This window comes from Aquibium pacificum, assembly GCF_040839445.1.
In the GTDB taxonomy this organism is placed as follows: Bacteria; Pseudomonadota; Alphaproteobacteria; order Rhizobiales; family Rhizobiaceae; genus Aquibium; species Aquibium pacificus.
In genome coordinates, this window is record NZ_JBDPGJ010000002.1 from 1,200,456 (window position 1) to 1,225,205 (window position 24,750).

A 24,750-nucleotide genomic window follows, 5' to 3' on the forward strand; every position below is an offset into this window, starting at 1 on the left:
GAGGAACAGGTGATGATCTGGAATCTGAGCCCCTGGTGGTTGTTCCTGGCGGTTGCGGCCGTCGCCGTTCTCGCGTTCATCTTTTCGCTCGGGCTCAATGCCATCATCGGACGCGACGGGTTCGGTCCATTCGGCACCATGGGCATCGTCACGGGGGGGTTCTTCGGCTCGATCTACGGTGTCAACGCCTATGGCGTGCGGCTTTCCGAATTGCAGGAGGCGGTCTTCGCCGGCCTGGTCGGCGCCTTCATCATCCTGATGACGCTCCTTCTCCTCAAGGCGGCTGTCAGCCGCTTGTGACTTCCTCACAGGCCGACCATGCGCCGGATGTCGTCCGGCGTTGCGCCCGCATCGCGCAGCGAGCGGAGCGCGGTGTCGCGGCGGCTCTTGGAAAGCTTGCGCCCGTCGTCTCCCATGACGAGATCGTGATGGTGATAGACCGGCACCGGCAGGCCGAGCAGTTCCTGGAGTAGCCGGTGGACCGACGTCGCGTGGAAGAGGTCGCGCCCGCGCACGACGTCGGTGATGCCCTGGATCGCGTCGTCGACCACCACGCACAGATTGTAGCTGGCGGGCGTGTCGCGTCGCGCCAGCACGACGTCGCCCCAGGCTTCCGGCTTCGCCTGGATGAGCCCGGTCTCGCCGTCCGGCCCGGCGCCCGTCTCGCGCCAATCGATCCGGCCGGCGACGTATCCGGCCGCCGCCGCCATGTCGAGCCGCCACGAGAACGCCTCGCCCGCCGCCATCCGTGCCCGGCGTTCGCCCGTTGAAAGCTCCCTGTCCCGCGGCGGGTAGAGCGGCGCGCCGTCCGGATCGCGCGGCCATGGTTCCCCGGTGCCATTATCGGCAATCCATGTCCGCGCCTCGCCGCGGCTCATAAAGGCGGGATAGACCAGTTCCTCGTCGATCAGCCTTTGCAGGGCTCCGCCGTAGTCGTCGAAATGCTCCGATTGGCGCCGCACCGGCTCCTCCGATTCGATCCCAAGCCAGGCGAGGTCGGTGCGGATGCCCCGCTCGTATTCCGGCGTGCAGCGCTCCGTATCGATGTCCTCGATGCGCAGGAGCAGCCACCCTCCGGCCTCGCCAGCCATCCGGGCGTTGAGGAGCGCGGAATAGGCGTGCCCGAGATGCAGTTCGCCGTTGGGGCTGGGGGCGAAGCGGAATGTCGGAACTGTCATCAGCGATCGCGCCGGAGATTGGAGGAACCTGCGCCGATTGCTAGTCTCATGGCTGCGAAAGGGAAACCCATGCAGACGATCGAAACGCTGGAGCATGTCGCGACTGCGCTCGATGCGCTCTGCCTCGCCGATCCGCGCCTAGTGCCCGTGCGCGCCCGGGCCGGCGAGGTGCCCCTGCGCCGCGTCGAGCCCGGCTTCGCGAGCCTCGTCTCCATCATCGTGTCGCAGCAGGTCTCGCGTGCGAGCGCCGACGCCATCATGGGCCGCCTCGTCGCGCTCGCCGATCCGCTGACCCCGCGGACGCTTTCTGCTGCCGGCGACGAGCTCTTCCGCGCGGCCGGGCTGTCGCGTCCCAAGCAGAAGACGCTGCGGGCGATCTCGGCGGCCATCCTGGAGCGGGGCTTCGATCTCGACGACGTCTGCCGGCTCGAAGCCGGCGAAGCGATGGCCCGGATGACCGCGCTGCACGGCGTGGGGCCGTGGACGGCACAGATCTACCTTCTGTTCGCCTCCGGGCACCCGGACATCTTCCCCGCCGGCGACGTCGCGCTGCAGAGCGCGGTCGGGCATGCGCTGGGAATCGCGCCGCGTCCCGCCCCGAAAGCGCTGTCGGTCATCGCCGAATCATGGCGCCCGCACAGGGGCGTGGCGGCCCGCCTGTTTTGGGCGTATTATCGGGAAATGAAGGGCAGGGAAGGGGCTCCGGCCACCGCTCCGGCTCAAGTCATTGAAAAATAGCCGGATCAAAAGGCGCTCCTGCAGCAGTCCCCACGATTTGCATGCTTCACATTCCTGACATCTGTCGCTTACAGTATCCGCGCCGTTCGGTTCTCGCGAAAAGGAGTGGATGGAAGTGACGGTTGCCGTCTCGCCGGATAGCCTGCCTGCGCTCGTCCTGAACGCGGACTATCGTCCGCTCAGCTATTATCCGTTGTCGCTCTGGTCCTGGCAGGACGCCATCAAGGCGGTCTTTCTCGACCGGGTCAACATCGTCGCCGAATATGAGCACGCGGTTTCCTCGCCGTCGTTCACGATGAAGCTCCCGAGCGTGGTCTGCCTGAAGGCCTATGTGAAGCCGTCGCGCCACCCGGCCTTCACCCGCTTCAACGTCTTCCTGCGCGACCGCTTCCAGTGCCAGTACTGCGGCACGCACGAGGACCTCACCTTCGACCACGTGATCCCGCGCCGCTGCGGCGGCGAGACGACCTGGGAAAACGTCGTGGCGGCCTGCTCGCCCTGCAACCTCAGGAAGGGCGGGATGCTGCCCGCGCAAGCCAGGATGTTCCCGATGCAGAAACCCTACCCGCCCACGGTTCACGACCTGCACAACAACGGCCGCCTGTTCCCGCCCAACTACCTGCACGAAAGCTGGATGGACTATCTCTACTGGGACGTGGAACTGGAGCCGTAACCCAACCGGGAATTCGAAGAAGGACTACGCCTTCGACAGCGCGCCCCAGTAGGCGATTGCGCCGAGCACCAGGGCCGCGATCGCGTTCCAGCCCGCCAGCGAAAGCCCGAGAATGCGCAGCGCCGCCTCGTCGCAGGAGGGCGGGATGACCGTATTAAGCGCATCGAGAACGCCGTTGCCGCCGGTGTTCGTGCCGCCGCTCACCGCGCCGCAATCCGTCGGTCCGGCCCACCAGGCCCATTCGACGCCCGAGTGGTAGACGCCCAGATAGAGCCCCCAGGTCATCAGCAGCGCGCCGGCGAGGATGAGACCGCGCACCACGATACCCGGCATCCGCATGGCCGACGCGGCCATGGCGACCAGCATCAGCGGTGCCCCGACATAGTACGGCAGGCGCTGCTCCAGGCAGAGCTTGCAGGGGATGTAGCCGCCGACATGCTCGAACAGCAGGGCCGACCCGACGACGCCGGCCATGGCGATGGCGAGGAAGCCGGCGGTCAGCGTCTGGCGGCGGCCGGCGGGTGCGGTCAGGCTCATGCGATCCTCAGAACAGGTACTTCACGGACACGAATCCGCCGATGAGCAGCACCATGAAGAGGGTAAAAAGAAGGCCGAGGTTCCTCTCGATGAAGGCGCGGATCGGCGCTCCGAAATGATAGAGCAGCCACGACACGAGGAAGAACCGCAGCCCGCGGCCGATGATCGAGACGATGATGAAGGAGACGAGGTTCATTCCCACGAAGCCGGAGAAGATCGTCAGCACCTTGTAGGGGAAGGGCGTGATCGCGGCGAACAGCACGCCCCACCCGCCCCAGGTCGCATACCACCCCTGCATGCGGGCGAAGGATTCCTCCGCATTGTAGAGCTTCAGGATCGGTTCGCCGACGATGTCGAACAGGAATGCGCCGATGAGATAGCCGAGCATTGCGCCGATCACGGAGGACACGGTGCAGATCAGCGCATAGCGGATCCACTTCGCCCGCTCGGCGAGCACCATCGGGATCAGGAGCACGTCCGGCGGGATGGGGAAGAAGGAACTCTCGACGAACGAAACGCCCGCCAGCGCCTTTTCCGCGTGCCGCGTGGCGGCGAGCGACATGGTCCAGTCGTAGAGCCTGCGAAGCATGGAGGTTTCCCCGTGACGGCGATTGTCTATTCCGGAATGCGCCCGCCGCGCAACGGTCAATCCGCCGCCCCGCATTTCGCCGCCTTCGCAGGCGTCAAGTCGGTTGACGCGCCGGGGCCTGCCCGTATAGTCCGCACCCGTCCGGAGACCTTCGGACGCCGCGTGCCCCTGTGGCGGAATTGGTAGACGCGCTCGACTCAAAATCGAGTTCCGCAAGGAGTGCTGGTTCGATCCCGGCCAGGGGCACCATTCTCGCGCCGATGAGGGCAGCGCCGCATTCATGCTCGAACGACGCGACAGCTACGAAGCCCTCTGTTCCGACTTCCGCTGGTCGATCCCGGATCGCTTGAACATCGGGGTCGCCGTGTCCGACGTCTGGGCGGCGCGCGAGCCGGCGCGGATCGCACTCATGGAGGACCGGCCGGCGGGCGGACCGGCCATGCTCAGCTTCGGAGAACTGTCGCAGCGGTCGAACGCGCTCGCCAACGGGCTGAGAGCCCACGGCGTGCGCCGCGGCGACCGGGTTGCGCTGTTGCTTCCGCAAGGCTTCGAGACTGCGATCAGCCATGTCGCGATCTACAAGCTCGGCGCGATCGCCGTGCCGCTGGCGCTGCTCTTCGGCGTCGAGGCGCTGGAATACCGCCTGGTCACCGCAGGCGTCTCGGCCATCGTCACCAATGCGTCCGGTCGTGCCAAGCTTTCCGCGCTCGAGGCGCGGCTGCCGGGGCTCGAGGCGATCGTGCTCGTCGAGGGCGGCGACGGCGATGCGATCGGCTTCGAGAAGCTGATCGCCGACCACTCCCGCGCCTTCACCCCGGAAGTTACCGCTCCCGACGACCCGGCGATGATGATCTTCACCTCCGGCACCACCGGGCCGCCGAAGGGCGCCCTGCATGGCCACCGGGTGCTGCTCGGGCATCTGCCGGGCATGGAAATGGCGCACGAGTTCCTGCCGCAGTCCGGGGACCGGTTCTGGACGCCGGCCGACTGGGCATGGGCGGGAGGGCTTCTGAACGCCCTCCTGCCGGCGCTCTTTTTCGGCATCCCGGTGGTCTTCTCGCGCATGGAGAAGTTCGATCCCGACGCCGCCTGCGACCTCATGGCCAGAATGAAAGTCCGCAACGCCTTCATCCCGCCCACCGCGCTCAGGATGATGAAAGCCGTGCCGGGCATCGCCGCCCGCTTCCCGAAAGGCCTTCGCACGATCGCCTCCGCCGGCGAGGCGCTGGGGCGCGAGACCTGGGAATGGGCACGCGGCGAACTCGGCATCACGGTGAACGAATTGTACGGCCAGACCGAGTGCAATCTCGTGCTCGGGTCGTGCGCGGCGCTCGGCGTCACCCGTCCCGGTGCGACCGGCAAGCCGGTGCCTGGCCACGCCGTGGCGCTGATCGACGCGGATGGGCAGCCGGTCGCGACCGGAACGCCCGGCCAGATCGCCGTCAGGCGGCCCGACCCGGTGATGTTCCTCGGCTACTGGGAGAGCCCGGAGGCGACCGAAAGGAAGTTCATCGGCGACTGGATGGTGACCGGGGACCAGGGCGTCGCCGACGAGGACGGCTACGTCCATTTCTTCGGGCGCGACGACGACGTCATCACGTCTGCCGGATACCGCATCGGTCCGGGCGAGATCGAGGATTGCCTGACCGGTCACGCGGCCGTGGCGCTCGCCGCCGCCGTCGGCAAGCCCGATCCGGTGAGAACCGAGATCGTCAAGGCCTATGTCGTGCTCAGGGACGGGGTGGAGCCATCCGCCGCGCTGGCGGACGAGATCAAGTCCTGGGTGCGCGAACGGCTTTCGGCGCACGAATATCCGCGCGAGGTCGCGTTCGTCGATTCCATGCCGCTGACGACGACCGGCAAGGTCATCCGCCGTATCTTCCGCGACCGCGCGCGGCGCGAAACCGAGGCCTGAGCCGGTCAGCGCCGCGAAAGCAGGCCCTTGATGCGGTTGCGCACGAGGCGCGCGAAGTTGCGCGTCTCCTTGTGCAGGTGCAACTGCCCCGCCGCCTGCCGGGCGAGCTTGTCGGAGCCCGGCGTAAGTCCGATCACCAGCGTCCCCATCTGGCGCCGCTCGCTCCACAGCCGGCTCATCACCGGATGGTCCGGCACGGCGCAGGAATCCGTCGCGACGATGTTGGGATCCTCGAGATGGCTCTTCGTCAACTCGATCGTCAGCAGCGCGCCGGGCGAGTAGGTCGAATAGGTCTCGTCATAAGCCGTCTTCCACGTGTAGGCCTGTCCCGCCTCGATGAAGACGATCAGGCTGGCGATCGTGCGGCCGTCGAGAACGAGCGAGTGGACGCGGCAGAGATCCTGCTGCGACAGGCGGTGGATCGCCTCGCGCGCGAAGGCGGCGCGGAAGCGGTCGATCACCATCGCCGTGCCCTCGCGTCCCTTCCAGCCCGAGGCTTCGAGCGACAGGAATTCCTCCGTCGCCAGGCGGATCTCCTCCGGCTGCCGGGCGACGTGGTATTCCAGGCGGCCGGTTTCGCCCAGCCGGCGCTTCAACCGGCGGAACTCGCGGTAGTGGTGCGGTCTCAGCGAGGCCTTCAGGTACTCCTCGCCGTCGAGCGTGCTCTCCAGGAACGGCCGCTCGATCTTCATCGTCTCGATGACCGGCAGGTCGCGGTTCATCGCCACCGTGCGGATCAGCCCCGCCACCGGCCCGGCCGTGCGGATTTCCGGCACCACCAGCACCTTCGGCAGGCCGAGATGCGGCCGCGCCAGCATGGACAAGAGGTCGTCGATCACGCCGACGGGGTCGTCGCGGTCGACCAGCGGCGTCCCCAGCGGCCCGAACGGGCTCGACCAGGTCCGCATGATGCGCACGCCGAGCGGGATCGGCGGCTTCTCGACCGAGAACGGCGCCAGGAAGCGCAGCCGGTTCTTCTGCGCGTCTCCGTCGCGGATGACGGCGAGCCGCACCTCCCGGTCTTCGAGGCGCGGCATGGCGGGCGCCATGAAGCGCGGGTTGAAGAAGACGTTCGGCTCGACGGTGCGCGCGCACAGGAAGTCGAGTTCCTCGACGAGATCGAAGCCGGCGGAAGCCGGATAGATCGCCAGGCGCCGGTGCGCCCCGCCGGCCGCGGTCAGTTCCGCCGCGGCCTGCTCGTCCGGCTGCGTGGTGATGCCGGCAAGGCTCGCGATCATCGCGCCCGAGGGGCTGCCGCTCGCTTCTTCCAGGATGGGTACCGCCGCCATGTCAGGACTTCCCGTTCTGGTGGACTGGGACGAATATCATCATGACGATGCCGAGCTTCTTCCAAACGACGAGGGCGAGCGCGCAGGCTTCCAGGACCATCGCAAGGCTCGTGGCGATCGCTGCGCCCCACAGGCCGTAGGCGGGTATGAGCGCGAAGTTGAGGGCGATGTTGAGCGCCAGCGTCACGGCGAAGACGAGCGCGCAGATGGTCTGGTTGCCGGTCATGGTCAATAGGCTTTCCGCCGGCCCCACCGCGGCGCGCGCGACGACGCCGATCACCAGCACGAAGAGCAGCGGGTAGCCGGCCTCGAAGCCGGGCCCGAAGAGCCGCAGCATGGGCTCGCCGATCGCCAGCACGACTACCGCCATGAACAGCGAGGGCCAGAAGGTCCAGGACACCGTCTCGCGGGCGAAGTCGCTCAGTTCCGCCGCCCCGCTGCCGTGCGAGATGCGGGCGTAGCGCTGGGCGGCGCCGGTCTTGACCGCGAAATAGACGAAGTGCACCAGCGCCAGGGTCTTGACCGCGGCGTAGTAGACCGCGACGTCGTCGGGAGCCATGAAGCGGCCGACCATCAGCACGTCCGCATTCGTCAAAAGGAAGAAGAACCCCTCGACGAGGAAGATCGGCATCGAGACCGCGATCCATGCCCGCGGCAGATAGCGGCGCGGGCCGGGCTCCGCCCGCCGGTCGGCGCGCGAGGAGACGGTCACGAGCTGCCACAGCGTGGTGGTGTAGGTGGCGAGAATGGCCGCCGCGATCGCCGTCTTCGCCTCGGGCGGGAAATCCAGTGCGAGCGCTCCCGCCATGAACACGAGGATGAGGATCGGGCGGACGAGATAGGTCGGCGAGAGCGCCGACAGCGCCCAGGCGTTGGCGCGCGAGATGCCCTGCAGCGTGTCGGACAGGGTGATCATCGGCAGGCAGATCAGCCCGAGGTAGAACGGCACGACGTAGTAGTTTTCCAGCATGGGGGAAAACCACCAGAGTCCCGCCATTCCGAGGCCCGCGACGGCCGTCGACGACAGAAGGGTGAAGACCCGGCTGGCGAACAGGATGCCACGCAGTTCCGCCCACATGCTCCGTTCCCGGTACTCCGGTATGAAGCGGATCACCGACGTGTGGAAACCGAAGCAGGCGAGGTTCCCGACGATGACCATGGTCACCCATACGAGGACGAAGATGCCGTATTCGAAAGACCCCATCCAGCGCGCGAGGAGCACCTGGCTGATGAAGGCGATGGCCGCGTTGACGATGCGGATGGCGAAGGCGATCACCGACATGCGGCCGGCCTCGCCGCGCTCGTCGGCGGCCAGAAACAGCGCGTCGGCGCGGCTCAGCCAGGGCTGAACCGCCGAAGCCAGTCGCTCCGGCAGCAGTCTTTCGGCCGTCGTTGCCGCGGAAAAACGCACGCTACCCGTACTCCAAACACGCGAGTGCAGGGTCGAGCGGTACCAGAGACAGTTTAAGAAACGGTTCGGCGGACCCTGCCGCGCGGCGCTCGGATGCGCCGGGCTCAGGGTTGTCTCAGCGTCGGGCCTTCCGCCTCAGGCGAAAGTGCCGTGGCAGTGCTTGTACTTCTTGCCGGAGCCGCAGGGGCAGGCCTCGTTGCGGCCGACCTTGCCCCAGGTCGAGGGATCTGCGGGGTCGCGCTGCTCGGCAGGTACGATGCGGTTCGATTCCTGGCGCACCAGCAGGGCCGTGTCGCCGCCCTCGGCGAAATCGTCCTCGCCGGTCGACGCATCCGTGTGATGCCCTTCGCCCTGGGGCACCTGCGGCGGCGGAGCGTCGGCCGCCTCGCGCACGAGTTCGACGCGCATCAGCTGGGCGGTGACCGCCTGGCGCAGGTTGGCCAGCATCGCCTGGAAGAGCTCGAAGGCCTCCGACTTGTACTCGTTCAGCGGGTCGCGCTGCGCATAGCCGCGGAAGCCGACGACCGAGCGCAGGTGGTCGAGGTTGACCAGGTGCTCGCGCCACAGATGGTCGAGCGTCTGCAGCAGGATCGATTTCTCGACATAGGTCATGACGTCGCCGCCGAAGCGTTCCGCCCGGTCGCTGGCCGCCGCGTCGGCCGCGGCGGTGATGCGCTCGCGGATCGCCTCGTCGGCGATGCCTTCCTCCTGCGCCCACTCGTCGACGGGCAGGTCGAGGTTGAGGTAGGAGCGCACGCCCTCCTTCAGGCCGGCGACGTCCCATTGCTCGGCATAGGCGTTTTCGGGAATGTGCTTGGCGACGAGGTCGTCGATGACGTCCTGGCGCATCTCTCCGACGGTCTCGGAGAGGTTCTCCCCGTCCATCAGGTCCTTGCGCTGCTCGAACACCACCTTGCGCTGGTCGTTCATCACGTCGTCATATTTGAGCACGTTCTTGCGGATGTCGAAATTGCGTGCCTCGACCTTCTTCTGCGCCTTCTCCAGCGCCTTGTTGATCCAGGGATGGATGATGGCCTCGTCCTCCTTGAGGCCGAGCTTCTGCAGCATGCCGTCCATGCGGTCGGAGCCGAAGATGCGCATCAGATCGTCCTGCAGCGACAGGAAGAATTTCGACCGGCCAGGGTCGCCCTGGCGGCCGGAGCGGCCGCGAAGCTGGTTGTCGATGCGCCGCGATTCATGGCGCTCGGTCGCCAGCACGTAGAGCCCGCCGGCGGCCAGCGCCTTCTCCTTCAGCCGCTGCACGTCCTCGCGGATCGCCTTCTCCTTCGCGTCCCGCTCGGGGCCTTCCGGCATGTCGGCCAGCTCCTGGGCGATGCGCATGTCGGCGTTGCCGCCCAGCTGGATGTCGGTGCCGCGGCCGGCCATGTTGGTGGCGATGGTGATGGCGCCCGGCTTGCCGGCCTGGGCAACGATCTGCGCCTCGCGCTCGTGGTGGCGGGCGTTCAGGATCTCGAAGGACGACACGCCGTCCTTGCGCAGCCGCTCGGCGAGCAGTTCGGACTTCTCGATCGACGTGGTGCCCACCAGGATCGGCTGGCCCTTGGAATGGGCGTCCTTGATCTCGCGGGCGATGGCGCGGAATTTCTCCTCGACCGTCCGGTAGACCTCGTCGTCCTCGTCCAGGCGCGCGACGGGAAGGTTGGTGGGGATTTCGGAGACCCCGAGACCGTAGATGTTGCCGAATTCCTCCGCTTCGGTCGACGCCGTGCCGGTCATGCCGGCCAGCTTCTTGTACATGCGGAAATAGTTCTGGAAGGTGATCGAGGCCAGCGTCTGGTTCTCGGGCTGGACCTTGACGTGCTCCTTGGCCTCCAGGGCCTGGTGCAGACCCTCCGAGTAGCGGCGGCCCGGCATCATGCGGCCGGTGAATTCGTCGATGATGACGATCTCGCCGTTGCGCACGATGTAGTCCTTGTCGCGCTGGAACAGCCGGTGCGCCTTCAGCGCGTTGTTGACGTGGTGGACGATCGCCACGTTCTCGATGTCGTAGAGGGACGCGCCCTTGAGCAATCCGGCGTCGCGCAAAAGGTTCTCCAGCTTCTCGGTTCCCTCCTCGGTGAAGGTCGCCGTGCGCTGCTTCTCGTCGATCTCGGAGTCCTGTTCGCTCAACTGCGGAATGAACATGTCGATCTGGTTGTAGAGTTCGGAACGATCCTCGAGAGGGCCGGAGATGATCAGCGGCGTGCGCGCCTCGTCGATCAGGATCGAATCCACCTCGTCGACGATCGCGTAGTTGTGACCGCGCTGGACCATCTGGACGCGCTCGTACTTCATGTTGTCGCGCAGATAGTCGAAGCCGAGCTCGTTGTTGGTGCCGTAGGTCACGTCGCAGCCATAGGCGGCCTTGCGCTGCTCGTCCGACATGCCGTGCACGATGACGCCGGTGGTGAGGCCCAGGAAGGAATAGACGCGGCCCATCCACTCCGCGTCGCGCCGGGCGAGATAGTCGTTGACGGTGACGACGTGGACGCCCTTGCCTTCGAGCGCGTTCAGGTAGACCGGAAGCGTTGCCACCAGGGTCTTGCCCTCGCCGGTGCGCATCTCCGCGATGCCGCTTTCGTGCAGCACCATGCCACCGATGAGCTGGACGTCGAAGGGCCTGAGGCCGAGCGCGCGCCGCGCCGCTTCGCGGGCGACGGCGAATGCGGGTACCAGGAGATCGTCGAGCGACCGCCCCTCGGCGATCTGGGAACGGAACTCGGCGGTCTTTGCCTTCAGCGCCCCGTCGGAGAGCGCCGTCATCTCCGCCTCCAGCGCATTGATCGCCTCGACCCGGGGACGAAGTCCCTTGATCCGACGATCGTTGGAGGAGCCGAATACCTTGCGTGCGAGAGCACCGAGACTGACCATCAGCTGGTCCTTTCGAACAGAAACCTCTTCCGGCCGGAACCGGCAGGACCTTGCCTGGTATGGGGTTTAGGGCAGATCCACAATCAAAAATGCGTCCGGAAACGCTTCTGGACGCAGGGACGAAGGACAGATAAGAGGGGGCGAAAGCGATGTCAACGCTGACCGCGAGCGGCTTGGGCCGCCTATTTTCGCCTCATTCGGGCGCGAGAGGCTGCGCCTTCGGCATTTCCACCTGGAGAAAATTCATGCGTGCGCCCTTTGATCTTCGTATCCTCTCCGCATGTGCATTGATCGTGGGGCTGTCCATGTCCGCGCCGATCGGTGCTGCGGCTCAGGAAACCCCGGCGCCGGCGCAGGAGGCTCCGTCCGGTACCACGGTGATCGCGACCGTCAATGGCGCCGACGTCACAGAGGCCGAGTTGCAGATGGCGCTGAATGATCTGGGCGAGCAGTTCGCCCAGCTTCCAGCCGAGCAGAAGCGGGCGGCGGCGCTTTCCGCGGTGATCGAGATACGGCTCCTCGCCCAGCAGGCGGCCGATGCCGGCCTGGGAGACAGCGAGGGGTTCAAGCAGCGGATGGAGTTCCTTCGCGAGCGCGCCCTGCACAGCGCCTTCGTCGAACAGAAGGTGGCCGCCGAGGTGACGGACGAGACGATCCGCGCGCGCTACGACCAGGAAGTCGCGGCTACCCCGCCGAGCAACGAGATTCGCGCCAGGCACATCCTCGTCAAGACCAAAGAGGAAGCCGAGGAGATCATCAAGCAACTGGAGGCCGGCGGCGACTTCGAGGCGATTGCCAAGGAGAAATCCACCGACGGCGCCGCGCCCCAGGGCGGCGATCTCGGCTATTTCGGTCCCGGGCAGATGGTGCCGGCCTTCGAGAAGGCTGCCTTCGCGCTGGAAGTCGGGGAGTACTCGAAGGAGCCGGTCGAGACCGACTTCGGCTTCCATGTCATCAAGGTGGAGGACAAGCGCACGCAGCAGCCGCCCGCCTTCGAGCAGGTGAGGGACCAGATCCGTTCGCTGTTGTTCCGCGAGAAATATTTCGAGATGGTGAAGGCCTCCCGTGAGGCGGCCGAGATCGACGTCAAGGATCCCGCCCTCAAGGAGGCGGTCGGAAAGATCGACGCGACCGAGTAGCAGACACTCCAGCGCCGAACAGACCGACCCCCATGTCCAGCACCGTCTCGCCGCTCGCTCCGAAGAAATTCGTCACCCTGCCGCCGGTCGACGGCGTCAGGATCGCCACGGCGGAAGCCGGGATCAAGTACAAGGGCCGCACCGATCTCCTCGTCATGACCTTCGACGAGGGCACCGCGGTCGCCGGCGTCCTCACGCGTTCGAAGTGTCCGTCCGCCCCCGTCGATCTCTGCCGGGAAAACCTCCCGGGCGGCAAGGGACGGATCCTCGTGGTCAACTCCGGCAACGCCAATGCCTTCACCGGCAGGAAGGGCAGAGCGGCCACGACCGCGACGGCCGAGGCCGCCGCGGCGGCGGCCGGATGTGGGCAGGACGAGGTCTACCTCGCCTCTACGGGCGTGATCGGAGAACCGCTGGACGCCGGCAAGTTCTCGCACATGCTCGCCGATCTCGCCGCCAAGGCCTCGCCGGACCGCTGGGCGGATGCCGGCAAGGCGATCATGACCACCGACACCTATCCGAAATACGCGACCGCCAGGGTGACGCTGGGCGGGGTGGACGTCACTATCAACGGGATCGCAAAGGGCGCCGGCATGATCGCGCCCGACATGGCGACCATGCTCTCCTTCGTCGCCACCGACGCGCCGATCGCCGCGCCGGTCCTGAAGGACCTTTTGACGCGCGGCGCCAACCGCAGCTTCAACGCGGTGACGGTCGACAGCGACACCTCGACCAGCGACACTCTGCTGATCTTCGCGACCGGGGCCGCGGCGCGGCGCGGCGCTCCGTCGGTCACCGCGCTCGACGATCCTGAACTCGTCCCCTTCAAACGGGCGCTGAACCGCCTTCTCAAGGACCTCGCCCTGCAGGTGGTTCGGGACGGGGAAGGCGCGCGCAAGGAGATCGAGATCGCCGTCGGCGGCGCGAAGTCGTCGCGTTCGGCAAAGCGCATCGCGCTGTCGATCGCCAACTCGCCGCTGGTGAAGACTGCCGTCGCAGGCGAGGACGCCAACTGGGGACGCGTCGTCATGGCGGTCGGCAAGGCGGGCGAGCCGGCCGAGCGCGACCTTCTGTCGATCTCGTTCGGCGACCACCGCGTCGCCCATGAAGGCGAGCGCGATCCATCCTATTCGGAAGAGGCCGTGTCCGAATACATGAAGGGCGACCGGATCAGGATCGGCGTCGACCTCGGCATCGGGCAGGGCAAGGCGACGGTCTGGACCTGCGACCTGACGAAGGAGTATGTCGCCATCAACGGCGATTATCGAAGCTGACGAGGCGGATGTTGCGGACGGGACTCGGCGGCAGCATGCCGGAACTTTCAACCGTAAGGCGCTACGAGGCGGCCGGGTTTCGCGCATGGCCGGCCTCGTCGGTCATGTATGACGGCACCTGGGCTATCCGGCTGACCGCCGGGCTGCCGGCCAAGAGACTGAACTCGGTCAATCCGCTGGATCCCGCCGACAGCCTGAACATCGGCGAGCGCATCGAGAGGGCGGCGCGCCGGTTCGACGCCTACGGGCGTCCCGTCACTTTCCGGATATCGCCACTCGCCGGCGACACCCTGTCGCTCCATCTCGACCGCGAAGGCTGGGTCTCCTTCGCCGATTCCATCGTCATGCGCTGTCCGCTCGATGCCCCCGCGCTGGAAGACGTGCTCGACCAGATACCGCTCAAGGACATCGGCCGGTTCGTCGGAGCGGCGCTCAAGGTCCACGGCATGAAGCCGGCGCACCGGCCGGGCCTGTCCGAACTCATCGGATCGATCGAACCCGAGACCGGGCTCTTCGTCATGGAGGCGGAGGGCAAGCCGGTCGCGACGGCCATCTGCGTCCACGACGGCGATCTCGCCGGGCTGTTCGAAGTGGCGACCGCGCAGGCGGCGCGCGGCGGCGGCCACGGCCGGCGCATCGTGCTCGCGGCGCTGAAATGGGCGCGGCTCCGCGGCGCGCGCGAGGCCTGGCTCCAGGTCGAGGCGGACAATGGCCCGGCAACCGCGCTCTATCGGTCGATCGGCTTTCGCGAAGCCTACCGCTACCACTATCGCCGCCGGGCAGGAACCTGACGCCATGGCGGCGCAGCGCCCGATCCTCCTGGTTGCCGCCTGCGCCCTGGTCGACGCCGACGGGCGGGTCCTTCTCGCGCAGCGGCCCGAAGGCAAGGCTCTCGCCGGCATGTGGGAATTCCCCGGCGGCAAGGTCGAAGCCGGGGAACGGCCGGAGGAGACGGTCGTGAGGGAACTCAGGGAAGAACTCGGCATCGTCACGCGCGAGGCGTGCCTCGCCCCACTCACCTTCGCCAGCCACGGCTATGAGAGCTTCCACCTCCTGATGCCCCTCTTCGTGTGCCGGAAGTTCGAGGGCACGCCGCAAAGCCTGGAGGGCCAGAAACTGAAATGGGTGCGCCCGCGCGCCATGCGCGACTACCCGATGCCGCCGGCCGACGAACCGTTGATCCCCTTCCTCATCGACCTCTTGTAGATCCCGGTCGGCCTTCCGGTGGGGCGATCACTCCGCCTCGACCTCCCGCGCGCCATTTGAAAACAGCGTTAATGGATCGTTTAGCTCGCCCTGCCAGGATGGCGGCTGTCGGCAATGGCTTCGTGGCACGTTCAGGCGGGGAGTTTCGGGATGCGCGTGGATCAGGACTGGGAATATCCGGAGGTCACCCAGGCGTCGCGGCTGAATTCGGCGGGCATGGGCGTGATCCGCATCGCGCTCCTCTTCGGTTCCGCCGCCGTCGCAGTCGGGCTGATCGTGGCTCCCATCGCCGAAAGGCAGCTGCAGCGCAGCGCCGGCCTGGGCGGCGTCGATACCATGACCACCGGCTCGATCGGCAACAGGGACATCTACACCATGCGCCGCAGCGTCCTGCAGAGTTCGCCTCATGCGGTCTGCATCATCCACACGGACGGCCGCCGGTCGGGAGACTGCCGCTGAGACGCCGCCGGTCGCGAACCGTCCGTTAACCAGGCCTCTTAAGGTTTTCTAGCAGATCGCTCGCTAATATACGGGACAGGCGATCGAGGAAGGCACGATGAGGACGCTCAAGGCATTCTTGCACGACGAGGACGGCGCGACGGCGATCGAATACGGTTTGATCGCGGCCGTGCTGTCGCTTTCGATCGTGGCCGGCATCGGCAAGGTGCAGGATGCCATCGCGTATCTCTTTTCCGAGCCCACTTCGGCGGTCCAGCAAACCCTGAACTGACAGGCTGCTCAGCCGGGCGTATCCCGGTTGAGGAACCGTTCCAGCGACACGTTCGCCGAGCCGCGCCTGGCCGGTCGCGACTGGCTCTCGTGTGGCGCCCATCCCGACATCCACACGATCGAGAAGGTGGCGCGAATCCGACCATCGGGGTCGCCATGCCGTTCGGCATAGATCTCGGCGGCGCGCAGGAACACCGCCCGGCGCGTCGGCTGCCGCAGGCGCCCGGCGAGCGTGTTCGTTGCGCCCATGTCCCTGAGATCGCGCATGAGCGCGAACATGTCCCCGTAGCGAACCGTGACTGTCTCGACGTCGGCCACCGGAAGCGCGAAGCCCGCCCGTTGCAGCAGCGCCCCGACGTCGCGCACGTCGGCGAACGGAAAGACCCGTGGGCTCGCGCCGCCGGTCAGTTCGGTCTCGGCCGCCAGCAGGCTCTCCCGAAGCTCGGCAAGCGTGCCGGCGCCCGCGAGGCAGGCCAGCAACAGCCCGTCGGGCTTCAGCGCGCGCCGGATCTGGACGAGCTGTCCCGGCAGGTCGTCGGCCTCGTGGAGCGCCAGCAGAGACACCGCCAGATCGAGGCTTTCCGGTGCCAGGCCGAGCGCATCGCCGGAAGCGATCACGCCCTGCTCGCCGTCCAGAAACGCCGGGTCGGCCTCGACGCGCGTGACCTTTCCGACCTTGGGCGACGCCGCGAGCACGTCGGCGGCGTGCGGCGTCACGCAGTGGATTGCCGCCGCAAAGGCAAAGCTCCGCTCCACCGCCGACAGGCGCTCGCCAAGATCCTCGGCGGCGCGCCGCATCAGGAAGTCGGCGCCCGCGACGGGCATGGCAAGCGCGCGCTTCTTGCGAAGCACGGCCAGTTCGGGCTCGAAAATGAGTTCCATCGCCTTTACGCACTCCTCGCCGGACAAAAACGGTTGCCGCGGCCGTAGGCTCCACGGCGGCCTTCTGCTAGCGTCCGGCCGACAAGGTGAGCGTCGTGGCCGATCTGCCCCTCGAGTTCAAGCGCCTATTCTCGATCGCGGCCGCCCAGGCGGGGAGGGCGCTCTTTCCGCCGCTCTGCGGCGGCTGCCGCCGCACCGTCAGCCTGCCGGCCACGCTGTGCGGCTCGTGCTGGCGCGAATTGCGGCTCATGGAGCGTCCATGGTGCGAGGTGCTCGGCGTCCCCTTCGGCGTCGACATGGGCGAGGGCGCCCTCTCGCCCGCCGCGATCGCCAATCCCCCGCCGTTCGACCGGGCCCGCTCGGCGGTCGCCTATACGGGCGTGGCGCGCCGCATGGTACAGGCGCTCAAGTACAATGATCGCACCGACCTGGCGCCATGGATGGCGCGCTGGATGATGCGCGCCGGCGCCGAACTGATCCGCGACGCCGACGTCATCGTCCCGGTCCCGCTGCATGCGCGCCGCTTCCTCAGGCGGCGCTTCAACCAGTCGGCCGAACTCGCCCGCGCGATCGCCGGCCTATCGGGCCTCGGCTTCGAGCCTGCCCTGGTCGTGCGCGCCAGGCCGACGCGCCAGCAGGTCGGCCTCGGTCTGGCCGAGCGCGAGCAGAACGTGCGAGGCGCGTTCAAGGTGCCGGTTGCGGAGCGCGAGCGTCTGAGGGGCCGCCGGGTGCTCGCCGTGGACGACGTTTACACGACCGGCGCGACGGTCTCGGCGATGGCGCGTTCGCTCCGGCGGGCGGGTGCGGCGGGCGTCGACGTACTGACTTTCGCGCGCGTGCTGCCGGAGGACTTCCTAGACGGCGGGGGCAACTCTATATAGTTCGGCATGATGACGGAAAACGCCATGAAAGACGTAACCATCTACACCCGCATGATGTGCGGCTACTGCGCCGCCGCCAAACGCCTGCTCGACAGGAAGGGCGTGCAGTACACCGAACACGACGCCAGCTTCTCGCCGGACCTGCGGCAGGAGATGATGTCGCGTTCCGGGCGCACGACGTTCCCGCAGATCTTCATCGGCGACACCCATGTCGGCGGCAGCGACGACCTGCACGCGCTCGAGGCCAATGGCCGCCTCGATGCGATGCTGCAGGGCGGCGGTGCCTGACGGAGCCGGCATCATGAGCGTCTTCAAGGCAGCCGCCATCCAGATGCGCACTGGCATGGACCCCGTCGCGAACGCGCAGACGTTCGAGGCGATGGTCCGCGAGGCCGCCGGGCAGGGCGCTACCTACATCCAGTCGCCGGAGATGACCGGCGCGCTGGTGCGCGACCGGGCGAGGCTGCGTGCCATCCTCAAGGACGAGAGCGAGGACGTTATCGCCGCCATCGCCGGCCGGCTCGCCGAAGAACTCGGCGTCACCATCCATGTCGGGTCGACGGCGATCGCACGCCCCGACGGAAAGGTCGCCAACCGCGGTTTCCTCTTCGGACCCGACGGCGCGCTCGTCACCACCTACGACAAGATCCACATGTTCGACGTCGACCTCGACAATGGCGAGAGCTGGCGCGAATCCAACACCTACGAGCCGGGCGTCTGCACCATCGTGGCGGATTTTCCCTTCGCGAAGCTCGGCATGTCGGTCTGCTACGACCTGCGCTTCCCGCAGCTCTTCCGCGCCCAGGCCATGGCCGGCGCCGAGGTGCTCACCGTGCCCGCCGCCTTCACGCGGCAGACCGGCGAGGCGCACTGGCACGTGCTGCTGCGCGCCCGCGCCATCGAGAACGGCACCTGGATCGTCGCCGCGGCGCAGGGCGGGAAACACGAGGACGGCCGCGAGACCTACGGCCATTCCATGATTATCGACCCCTGGGGCGGCATCGTCGCGGAACTGGAGCACGACGAACCCGGCCTGCTCCTCGCCGAGATCGACACCGATGCGGTGGCGGCCGCGCGCAGGAAGATCCCGAACCTCAAGAACGCGCGCGAATTCTCCGTGCGCGGAGTCGGCATCCCGGTGGCCGCCCGGAGAGACGCCTCGTGATCAAATTCTCCCTGCAGTGCGACAACGGCCACGCCTTCGACGGCTGGTTCCGCAACAACGAGGATTACGAGGCTCAGGCGGAGCGCAAGCTCGTTGCCTGCCCGGCCTGCGGCTCGCCGCATGTCGGCAAATCCCTGATGGCGCCGGCCGTCTCCACCGGGCGAAAGCGCGAGAAGATCGCGCTGGCGGCGGGCGAGGAGCAGAGGCAGGTTCTGGCGAAACTGAAGGAGCTTGCGGAGAAGGTGCGGGCCAATGCCGACTATGTCGGCGACAGGTTCGCCGAGGAAGCGCGCAAGATCCATTTCGGCGAAGTCGAGGCGCGAGGCATCTATGGAGAGGCGACGCGCGAGGAGGCCGTGAGCCTTGCCGAGGACGGCGTGGAGTTCATGCCGATCCCGGTCTTCCCGGACGATCGGAACTGAGGCCGGCGACATCCCGGACCGCTTCGCGATGACACCCTCCTTCCGGCCATGAGGCAGCTCTGGGATTCGGCCGCCGCGCTGCTGCTGGTCACCGGTGGGCTGCTCGGCATGATCTTCCCGCTCGGCAAGATCGCCACCGGCGCCGGCGTATCGGCCGTCGTGTGGTCCTTCGTCATCTCCTTCGGCGTCGGCACCATCCTCATCCTCGTTCAGATCGTCCGTCGCGACCTGCCCCGGCTCGATCGCCACAAGCTGCGCTATTTCGCGGTCGCCGGCGCGATCTCCTACGCTATCCCCAACATCATCGTCTTCGCCGCGATCCCGCATCTGGGCGCCGGCTTCACCGCGATCATGCTGACGCTGTCGCCGGTCATCACGCTCACTCTGTCGTTGCTGATCAGGCTGCGCCGCCCGAGCCCGCTCGGCATCGGCGGCATCGCGGTCGGCTTCTTCGGCGCCGTCATCGTCGCGGCCACGCGCGGCGAACTAGGCCAGCCCGCGGCGCTCAGCTGGGTGGCGCTCGGCCTGCTCATCCCGGTGGCGCTCGCGGTCGGCAACATCTACCGCACCATCGACTGGCCGGCGCATGCAGGGCCGATCGAGCTCGCCATCGGCAGCCACTATGCCGCGGCCGTCATCCTCCTCCTGGTCGGGCTCGTCCCTGCCGCGAACTTCGATCTCGCACCGCTGGCCGACCTGCCGCTCGCGGTCGTCGCGCAGGCAGCCTCGTCTGCCGGCATGTTCGTCTTCTTCTTCCGCCTCCAGGCGGTCGGCGGCCCCGTCTATCTCAGCCAGATCGGCTATGTCGCGGCCGCCGTCGGACTGGTATCGGGCACGCTCTTCCTCGGCGAGCGCTATGCGTTGCTCACCTGGGCGGGCGCCGCGATCGTCGGCATCGGCGTCGTCATGACGACGAAGGCGCAGAGCCGGGAAAGCTGAAGGTTCGCATAGAAAAATTCTGCGTGCTATGGGGACACACGGCGGCAAACCGGATCGACACGGTCATGGCTATCCATATCACGAACCCCGAAACCGATGCACTTTTGCGTAAGCTGGCATCGCTGAAGAAGACCGGGCTGACGGACACGGTCCACGTTGCGCTCCAGCACGAACTGGAGCGGGAGGAGGGCAAGCCGTGCCTCGTCGAGATCAGTCGTGCGTTCGCGCGAGATCTGCGGGCCATGGGAAATCCTGCCCTCGCGCTGCCGGTGGACAAGGACTTAATCGACAGTCTCTACGAGGAAGATTGACGTTCGTCCGCCCGGTTCGACGGCTTTACGCCTCACTCGTTCGCAGCCTTCTCCGCCAGCACCATGTAGTTGACATCCATGTCGCGCGAACGCTGCCAGCGGTCGGCCAACGGGCTGTAGACCACGCCCGTCCGGTCGATGACGCTCATGCCGGCATCGCCCAGCGCCTTCTGCAATTCGTCCGGTCGCACCAGCTTGCCGAACTGGTGCGTGCCCCGCGGCAGCCAGCGCAGCACGTATTCCGCGCCCACGATCGCGAGCCCCAGCGCCTTCAGCGTGCGGTTGATCGTGGCCACGAACATGATGCCGCCGGGCTTGACCATTTCGGCGCACTTGCCGATGTAGAGCCCGACGTCGGATACGTGCTCGACCACTTCCATGTTGAGGATCACGTCGAATTTTTCCCCGGCATCGGCCAGGTCCTCGGCCGTGGTGGCGCGGTAGTCGATCGACACGCCGCTCTGGGCCGCATGCAGTTTCGCTACCTCGATATTGGTCTCGGAAGCATCGGCTCCGACCACGGTCGCGCCGAGCCGCGCCATCGGTTCGCACAGGAGCCCGCCGCCGCAGCCGATGTCGAGGAAGCGCAGCCCCTCGAAGGGTCGGGACGAACGGGGGTCGCGGCCGAACCGCTCCGCGACCTTGTCGCGGATATAGGCCAGCCGCACCGGGTTGAACTTGTGCAGCGGCTTGAACTTGCCGTTCGGATTCCACCATTCGGCGGCGAGCGCGGAGAAGCGCTCGATTTCGGCGGTGTCGATGGTCGTTCGTCGGGCCTCGGGCATCGCAGTGGTCTCCTCTCGCGAGCGAAAGAGGTTGGTCGCGGGGCGGGGAATGTCAAGTCCGCCATCGCGCCCCCCTCCCGCCCTGTGGGAGAATTCGGGCCGCATACGCGAGAGCGGAACGCAGCGAGGGCGCGAGCGTTCGGCAAAGATGAAGCTGTCGATGCAAGAGCGAGCGAACCGGTGACCGGGCGCGGATTTAGCCGCCTGCGCGTGGCAGCCAGGGTTTTACTGGTCTCGCTGTCGTTCTCCGTCTTGTCCGTACAGACCCTGATGGCCCAGGAGCCAGCCGTCGACCCCGGCGAGGCTCCGGCCGCGCCGCGCCAGCCCGTCAGCATCGACAACACCGTCGAGGATCGCGCGATCGCCGAACGCCTCGGCGGCATCCTGGTGTCGACCGGATGGTTCGAGAACCCGACCGTCGAGGTGCGCGAGGGTGTCGTTTTCCTCGACGGCGCCGCCGGCTCGCAGGATCACCGCCGCTGGGCCGGCGAACTCGCAGCCAACACGCAAGGCACCGTGGCCGTCGTCAACCGCATCGAGGTCCGCGCCGACCTGCGCTCCACTTTCGGCCGGGCAGGGGAAGAATCGACTCGGCTCTACCGACAGGCGGTGCAGGCCTGGCCGCTGGTCCTCCTGGCGCTCATCATCGCCGTCGCGACCTTCCTCGTCGCCGCCCTCATCGGCCGCTTCGCCCGCAGCTTCCTTTCGGAGCGCATCTCTTCGCCGCTGCTCAGATCCGTCGTGGTGCGGGCGATCACCATCCCGGTCTTCCTGCTCGGCATCTATTTCGTCCTGCAGGTCGCTGGCCTCACCAGCCTCGCCGTCACCGTGCTCGGCGGCACCGGCCTCATAGGTATCGTCATCGGCTTCGCCTTCCGCGACATCGCCGAAAATTTCCTGGCGAGCCTGCTGCTGTCGACGCGCAATCCCTTCCGCTCCGGCGACCTCATCGACGTCGCCGGCCATGTGGGCATCGTGCAGAACCTGAACACCCGCAGCACCGTGCTCCTGACGCTCGACGGCAACCACGTGCAGATCCCCAACGCCACCGTCTTCAAGAGCATCATCAAGAACTATTCCAGCATCCCGAGCCGTCGCGCCGAGTTCCTGGTCGGGATCGGCTACGATTCCTCCACCGCAAAGGCCCAGGCTCTGATAACGCAGGTGTTGCGCGACCATCCGGCCGTCCTGGACAACCCCGAACCGCTGGTGCTGGTCGACCAGCTCGGCGCCGCCACGGTGGATTTGAGGGTCCAATACTGGTTCGACAGCGCGACCTATTCCCCCGCCAAGATCAACTCGGCCCTCCTCAGGCTGTCCAAGAACGCCCTTCTGTCCGGCGGCATCGAGATGCCGGATCCGGCGCGCGAGGTGGTCTTCCCGCAGGGCGTGCCGGTCTACCGCGGGGACAGACCCGCCGCGAAGGCGCCGCGTGCTCCGAGCAAAAAGAAGACGCCGCCCGTCGACGAGAAGGCCGTAACCCTCGGCGAAGGTAACCTGCGGAGCGAGACGCGCGAGGCCGCGGACAGACCTAAGGGCGACATCCCCGAAAGTTCGGAGAACCTGCTCAAGGGTTGACGAAGACGATCCAGCCTTCACGCGCCGTGCATCGCCTCGATCCGCTCGGCCGTCAGGTGCTGCAACTTCCACAGATGCCGGTCGTGGATACCCAACTCCTCCAGATGCTCGACGGTGGCGTGCAGATATTCCGCCATCGATCCGCGGAAGCCGCAAGCGGTCGCCAGCATCTGCGCCGTCTCCTCGTCGCTCAGATGGCCGATGTAGCGGCCGCTCTTGCGGTTCATGGCGAAGGTCAGCGCCCGCAGCGGGCCTTCCTCCGTCTCCACGGTGATCCAGCGCGGCGGGAAGGAGCTCGGCACCATTGACATCTCGCGCCGCACCAGCTGGTCCAGGCTCTGCCTCAGCGTCTCGGGCGCCAGCCGGAAGGCGATGCCCTTGCACTGCCCGCCCCGGTCGAGCGCCAGCATCAGGCCTGGATTCTCGCTGTTGCCGCGGAACCGGCGGTCCCAGCCCAGGCAGAAGATTCGCCGCCAGCCATGCGCCCGCGCGACCCGCCTTTCCGCGAAGTCGAAGGCCGGATTCCAGATCAGCGAGCCGTAGGCGAAGACCCAGAAGGCGTCCTGCGGCGCACCTTGCCGGAGGTCCGCCGCCAGCGCGTCGAAATCCTCGTCGGTTGCCGGTCGCACGCCGGGAAATGGCTGGAAACCGGGATCGGAAATCTCGCGCACCAGCCTCTCGACATGCCGCCGCGTCAGCCGCATCTCCCGTTTCGCCGTCCGTCGCGCCATTCCATTCGCCCCGCTGCCTCGTCGTTGCATCAAACTTACGCGGGGCGTTCCGGCGCGCAAGAGATGGCTTGGCGTCACGCGCTTGCGATTGCCCCGCCGTTTGGCTAAGGAGGCCGCGCATTCGCGCCGCCGGGGAGGCGGCGTTTCTATTGATTTTCCCGCGGCCCATCCGCCGCGTTCCCCGCAAAGGCATTCCGCTTCCATGGCGCGCATCGTGATGAAATTCGGCGGGACGTCCGTTGCCGACATTCCGCGCATCCGCAACGTGGCGCGGCATGTCAAGCGCGAGGTCGACGCCGGCCACGACGTCGCGGTCGTGGTCTCCGCCATGGCCGGCAAGACCAACGAGCTGGTCGCCTGGACGCGCGAGGCCTCGCCCATGCATGACGCGCGGGAGTACGATGCCGTCGTCGCCTCGGGCGAGCAGGTCACCGCCGGGCTCCTGGCCATTGTGCTGCAGTCGATGGGCGTGCACGCCCGGTCCTGGCAGGGCTGGCAGATCCCCATCAGGACGGACAACGCCCACGGCGCCGCCCGCATCCTCGACATCGACGGCTCCTTCCTCATCGAGCGCTTCGGGGAAGGGCAGGTGGCCGTGATCGCCGGTTTCCAGGGCATCGGCCCCGACAAGCGCATCGCCACGCTCGGCCGCGGCGGGTCCGACACCAGCGCGGTGGCGATCGCCGCGGCGGTGAAGGCCGACCGCTGCGACATCTACACCGACGTCGACGGCGTCTACACCACCGATCCGCGCATCGAGCCCAAGGCGCGGCGCCTGGCCAAGATCAGCTTCGAGGAAATGCTCGAGATGGCCTCGCTCGGCGCCAAGGTGCTTCAGGTGCGCTCGGTCGAGCTCGCCATGGTACACAAGGTCCGGACCTTCGTCCGCTCCTCCTTCGACGATCCCGATGCTCCGGGCATGGGTGATCTCCTGAACCCGCCCGGAACGCTCATTTGCGACGAGGATGAAATCGTGGAACAGCAGGTCGTCACCGGCATCGCCTACGCCAAGGACGAGGCCCAGATATCGCTGCGGCGCGTCGCCGACCGTCCCGGCGTGGCGGCGGGCATCTTCGGTCCGCTGGCCGAGGCCAATATTAACGTCGACATGATCGTCCAGAACATCTCCGAGGACGGCTCGCGCACCGACATGACCTTCACGGTACCGTCCGGCGACGTCGACAAGGCGCTGGCGGTGCTGAACAAGGCGCGCGGCGACATCGGCTTCGACGTCCTCCAGCACGACGAGGGCATGGCCAAGATCTCGGTCATCGGCATCGGCATGCGCAGCCATGCTGGCGTGGCGGCCACCGCCTTCAAGGCCCTGTCCGAGAAGGGCATCAACATCCGGGCCATCACGACATCGGAAATCAAGATTTCCATCCTGATCGACGGCGCCTATACGGAGCTTGCCGTGCGGACTTTGCATTCCGTCTACGGTCTGGATAAGCAATAGAGTAACTATTCGAGGGGGCGGCCTGCCGTATTCGCGATTCGCGCGGGCGCG

Annotated in this window: 27 protein-coding genes and 1 tRNA gene; 19 read left to right on the forward strand and 9 right to left on the reverse strand. The window is 67.1% G+C overall.

Annotated elements, in window-relative coordinates; translation table 11 throughout:
• Positions 1-12: 12 nt before the first annotated feature.
• On the forward strand, positions 13-300 hold the full coding sequence (locus ABGN05_RS12285; protein ID WP_367954289.1) for a hypothetical protein: 288 nt from the start codon (positions 13-15) through the stop codon (positions 298-300).
• A 5-nt stretch (positions 301-305) separates the two neighbouring features.
• Here ABGN05_RS12285 and gluQRS read toward each other — a convergent pair whose 3' ends face one another.
• On the reverse strand, positions 306-1,178 hold the full coding sequence (gluQRS, locus tag ABGN05_RS12290; RefSeq protein ID WP_367954290.1) for a tRNA glutamyl-Q(34) synthetase GluQRS: 873 nt from the start codon (positions 1,176-1,178) through the stop codon (positions 306-308).
• Between the two features lie 69 nt (positions 1,179-1,247).
• Here gluQRS and ABGN05_RS12295 point away from each other — a divergent pair, with 69 nt between their 5' ends.
• Positions 1,248-1,916 (forward strand): DNA-3-methyladenine glycosylase family protein, encoded by a 669-nt coding sequence (locus ABGN05_RS12295; RefSeq protein ID WP_367954291.1) that lies wholly within the window; start codon positions 1,248-1,250, stop codon positions 1,914-1,916.
• A gap of 115 nt (positions 1,917-2,031) precedes the next feature.
• Positions 2,032-2,589, forward strand: coding sequence for an HNH endonuclease (locus ABGN05_RS12300; RefSeq protein ID WP_367954374.1), 558 nt, complete (start codon positions 2,032-2,034; stop codon positions 2,587-2,589).
• A 24-nt stretch (positions 2,590-2,613) separates the two neighbouring features.
• Here the strand turns inward: ABGN05_RS12300 and ABGN05_RS12305 are convergent, their stop codons facing one another.
• Together ABGN05_RS12305 and ABGN05_RS12310 are read right to left on the reverse strand one after the other, a co-directional pair.
• Entirely contained in the window at positions 2,614-3,126 is a 513-nt protein-coding gene (locus ABGN05_RS12305) for a disulfide bond formation protein B (protein WP_367954292.1), read from the reverse strand.
• A gap of 7 nt (positions 3,127-3,133) precedes the next feature.
• On the reverse strand, positions 3,134-3,715 hold the full coding sequence (locus ABGN05_RS12310; protein ID WP_367954293.1) for a YqaA family protein: 582 nt from the start codon (positions 3,713-3,715) through the stop codon (positions 3,134-3,136).
• A gap of 164 nt (positions 3,716-3,879) precedes the next feature.
• Between ABGN05_RS12310 and ABGN05_RS12315 the strand changes: the two genes are divergently transcribed.
• Together ABGN05_RS12315 and ABGN05_RS12320 are read left to right on the forward strand one after the other, a co-directional pair.
• Positions 3,880-3,964 (forward strand) — tRNA-Leu (locus ABGN05_RS12315).
• Positions 3,965-3,995: 31 nt separating this feature from the next.
• A complete protein-coding gene (locus ABGN05_RS12320; RefSeq protein ID WP_367954294.1) occupies positions 3,996-5,630 on the forward strand; it encodes an AMP-binding protein in 1,635 nt (544 codons plus the stop codon).
• 5 nt (positions 5,631-5,635) lie between these two features.
• Here ABGN05_RS12320 and ABGN05_RS12325 read toward each other — a convergent pair whose 3' ends face one another.
• The 3 genes from ABGN05_RS12325 to secA all read right to left on the reverse strand — a co-directional run bounded on the left by ABGN05_RS12325 (position 5,636) and on the right by secA (position 11,201).
• Complete coding sequence (locus tag ABGN05_RS12325) at positions 5,636-6,919, reverse strand: GNAT family N-acetyltransferase (RefSeq protein WP_367954295.1); 1,284 nt, start codon at positions 6,917-6,919, stop codon at positions 5,636-5,638.
• A 1-nt stretch (position 6,920) separates the two neighbouring features.
• Positions 6,921-8,330, reverse strand: coding sequence for a lipopolysaccharide biosynthesis protein (locus ABGN05_RS12330; RefSeq protein WP_367954296.1), 1,410 nt, complete (start codon positions 8,328-8,330; stop codon positions 6,921-6,923).
• A 135-nt stretch (positions 8,331-8,465) separates the two neighbouring features.
• A complete protein-coding gene (gene secA / locus ABGN05_RS12335) occupies positions 8,466-11,201 on the reverse strand; it encodes a preprotein translocase subunit SecA (protein ID WP_367954297.1) in 2,736 nt (911 codons plus the stop codon).
• A 245-nt stretch (positions 11,202-11,446) separates the two neighbouring features.
• Between secA and ABGN05_RS12340 the strand changes: the two genes are divergently transcribed.
• From ABGN05_RS12340 to ABGN05_RS12365, 6 genes are all read left to right on the forward strand, one after another.
• A complete protein-coding gene (locus ABGN05_RS12340; protein WP_367954298.1) occupies positions 11,447-12,340 on the forward strand; it encodes a peptidylprolyl isomerase in 894 nt (297 codons plus the stop codon).
• 32 nt (positions 12,341-12,372) lie between these two features.
• On the forward strand, positions 12,373-13,614 hold the full coding sequence (gene argJ, locus ABGN05_RS12345; protein ID WP_367954299.1) for a bifunctional glutamate N-acetyltransferase/amino-acid acetyltransferase ArgJ: 1,242 nt from the start codon (positions 12,373-12,375) through the stop codon (positions 13,612-13,614).
• 35 nt (positions 13,615-13,649) lie between these two features.
• A complete protein-coding gene (locus ABGN05_RS12350) occupies positions 13,650-14,405 on the forward strand; it encodes a GNAT family N-acetyltransferase (RefSeq protein ID WP_367954300.1) in 756 nt (251 codons plus the stop codon).
• Between the two features lie 4 nt (positions 14,406-14,409).
• Positions 14,410-14,820 carry a (deoxy)nucleoside triphosphate pyrophosphohydrolase gene (locus ABGN05_RS12355; protein ID WP_367954301.1) on the forward strand — a complete coding sequence of 137 codons (411 nt, stop codon included), beginning with the start codon at positions 14,410-14,412 and terminating at the stop codon, positions 14,818-14,820.
• A gap of 150 nt (positions 14,821-14,970) precedes the next feature.
• Complete coding sequence (locus tag ABGN05_RS12360) at positions 14,971-15,279, forward strand: hypothetical protein (RefSeq protein ID WP_367954302.1); 309 nt, start codon at positions 14,971-14,973, stop codon at positions 15,277-15,279.
• Between the two features lie 97 nt (positions 15,280-15,376).
• Complete coding sequence (locus ABGN05_RS12365; RefSeq protein ID WP_367954303.1) at positions 15,377-15,550, forward strand: Flp family type IVb pilin; 174 nt, start codon at positions 15,377-15,379, stop codon at positions 15,548-15,550.
• Between the two features lie 8 nt (positions 15,551-15,558).
• Here the strand turns inward: ABGN05_RS12365 and ABGN05_RS12370 are convergent, their stop codons facing one another.
• Positions 15,559-16,431, reverse strand: coding sequence for a methyltransferase domain-containing protein (locus ABGN05_RS12370; RefSeq protein WP_367954304.1), 873 nt, complete (start codon positions 16,429-16,431; stop codon positions 15,559-15,561).
• 95 nt (positions 16,432-16,526) lie between these two features.
• On the opposite strand from ABGN05_RS12370, the gene ABGN05_RS12375 reads away from it, so the two are divergent.
• The 6 genes from ABGN05_RS12375 to ABGN05_RS12400 all read left to right on the forward strand — a co-directional run bounded on the left by ABGN05_RS12375 (position 16,527) and on the right by ABGN05_RS12400 (position 20,149).
• The gene (locus ABGN05_RS12375; RefSeq protein ID WP_373695917.1) at positions 16,527-17,312 is read left to right on the forward strand and encodes a ComF family protein; all 786 of its coding nucleotides are present in this window, start codon (positions 16,527-16,529) and stop codon (positions 17,310-17,312) included.
• A gap of 24 nt (positions 17,313-17,336) precedes the next feature.
• Positions 17,337-17,600 carry a glutaredoxin 3 gene (gene grxC / locus ABGN05_RS12380; RefSeq protein ID WP_367954305.1) on the forward strand — a complete coding sequence of 88 codons (264 nt, stop codon included), beginning with the start codon at positions 17,337-17,339 and terminating at the stop codon, positions 17,598-17,600.
• 13 nt (positions 17,601-17,613) lie between these two features.
• The gene (locus tag ABGN05_RS12385) at positions 17,614-18,477 is read left to right on the forward strand and encodes a carbon-nitrogen hydrolase family protein (protein WP_367954306.1); all 864 of its coding nucleotides are present in this window, start codon (positions 17,614-17,616) and stop codon (positions 18,475-18,477) included.
• The gene (locus tag ABGN05_RS12390; protein WP_367954307.1) at positions 18,474-18,899 is read left to right on the forward strand and encodes a DUF1178 family protein; all 426 of its coding nucleotides are present in this window, start codon (positions 18,474-18,476) and stop codon (positions 18,897-18,899) included. The genes ABGN05_RS12385 and ABGN05_RS12390 overlap by 4 nt, the downstream gene beginning before the upstream one ends.
• A 48-nt stretch (positions 18,900-18,947) precedes the next feature.
• The gene (locus ABGN05_RS12395; RefSeq protein WP_367954308.1) at positions 18,948-19,838 is read left to right on the forward strand and encodes a DMT family transporter; all 891 of its coding nucleotides are present in this window, start codon (positions 18,948-18,950) and stop codon (positions 19,836-19,838) included.
• A 65-nt stretch (positions 19,839-19,903) separates the two neighbouring features.
• Positions 19,904-20,149 (forward strand): type II toxin-antitoxin system VapB family antitoxin, encoded by a 246-nt coding sequence (locus ABGN05_RS12400; RefSeq protein WP_367954309.1) that lies wholly within the window; start codon positions 19,904-19,906, stop codon positions 20,147-20,149.
• Positions 20,150-20,181: 32 nt separating this feature from the next.
• Here the strand turns inward: ABGN05_RS12400 and ubiG are convergent, their stop codons facing one another.
• Positions 20,182-20,934, reverse strand: coding sequence for a bifunctional 2-polyprenyl-6-hydroxyphenol methylase/3-demethylubiquinol 3-O-methyltransferase UbiG (gene ubiG, locus ABGN05_RS12405; protein WP_367954310.1), 753 nt, complete (start codon positions 20,932-20,934; stop codon positions 20,182-20,184).
• Positions 20,935-21,114: 180 nt separating this feature from the next.
• Between ubiG and ABGN05_RS12410 the strand changes: the two genes are divergently transcribed.
• Positions 21,115-22,512 carry a mechanosensitive ion channel domain-containing protein gene (locus ABGN05_RS12410; protein ID WP_367954311.1) on the forward strand — a complete coding sequence of 466 codons (1,398 nt, stop codon included), beginning with the start codon at positions 21,115-21,117 and terminating at the stop codon, positions 22,510-22,512.
• A 17-nt stretch (positions 22,513-22,529) separates the two neighbouring features.
• Here ABGN05_RS12410 and ABGN05_RS12415 read toward each other — a convergent pair whose 3' ends face one another.
• A complete protein-coding gene (locus tag ABGN05_RS12415; protein WP_367954312.1) occupies positions 22,530-23,243 on the reverse strand; it encodes a gamma-glutamylcyclotransferase in 714 nt (237 codons plus the stop codon).
• Positions 23,244-23,445: 202 nt separating this feature from the next.
• Between ABGN05_RS12415 and ABGN05_RS12420 the strand changes: the two genes are divergently transcribed.
• Positions 23,446-24,699 carry an aspartate kinase gene (locus tag ABGN05_RS12420; protein ID WP_367954313.1) on the forward strand — a complete coding sequence of 418 codons (1,254 nt, stop codon included), beginning with the start codon at positions 23,446-23,448 and terminating at the stop codon, positions 24,697-24,699.
• The last annotated feature ends 51 nt before the right edge of the window (positions 24,700-24,750 follow it).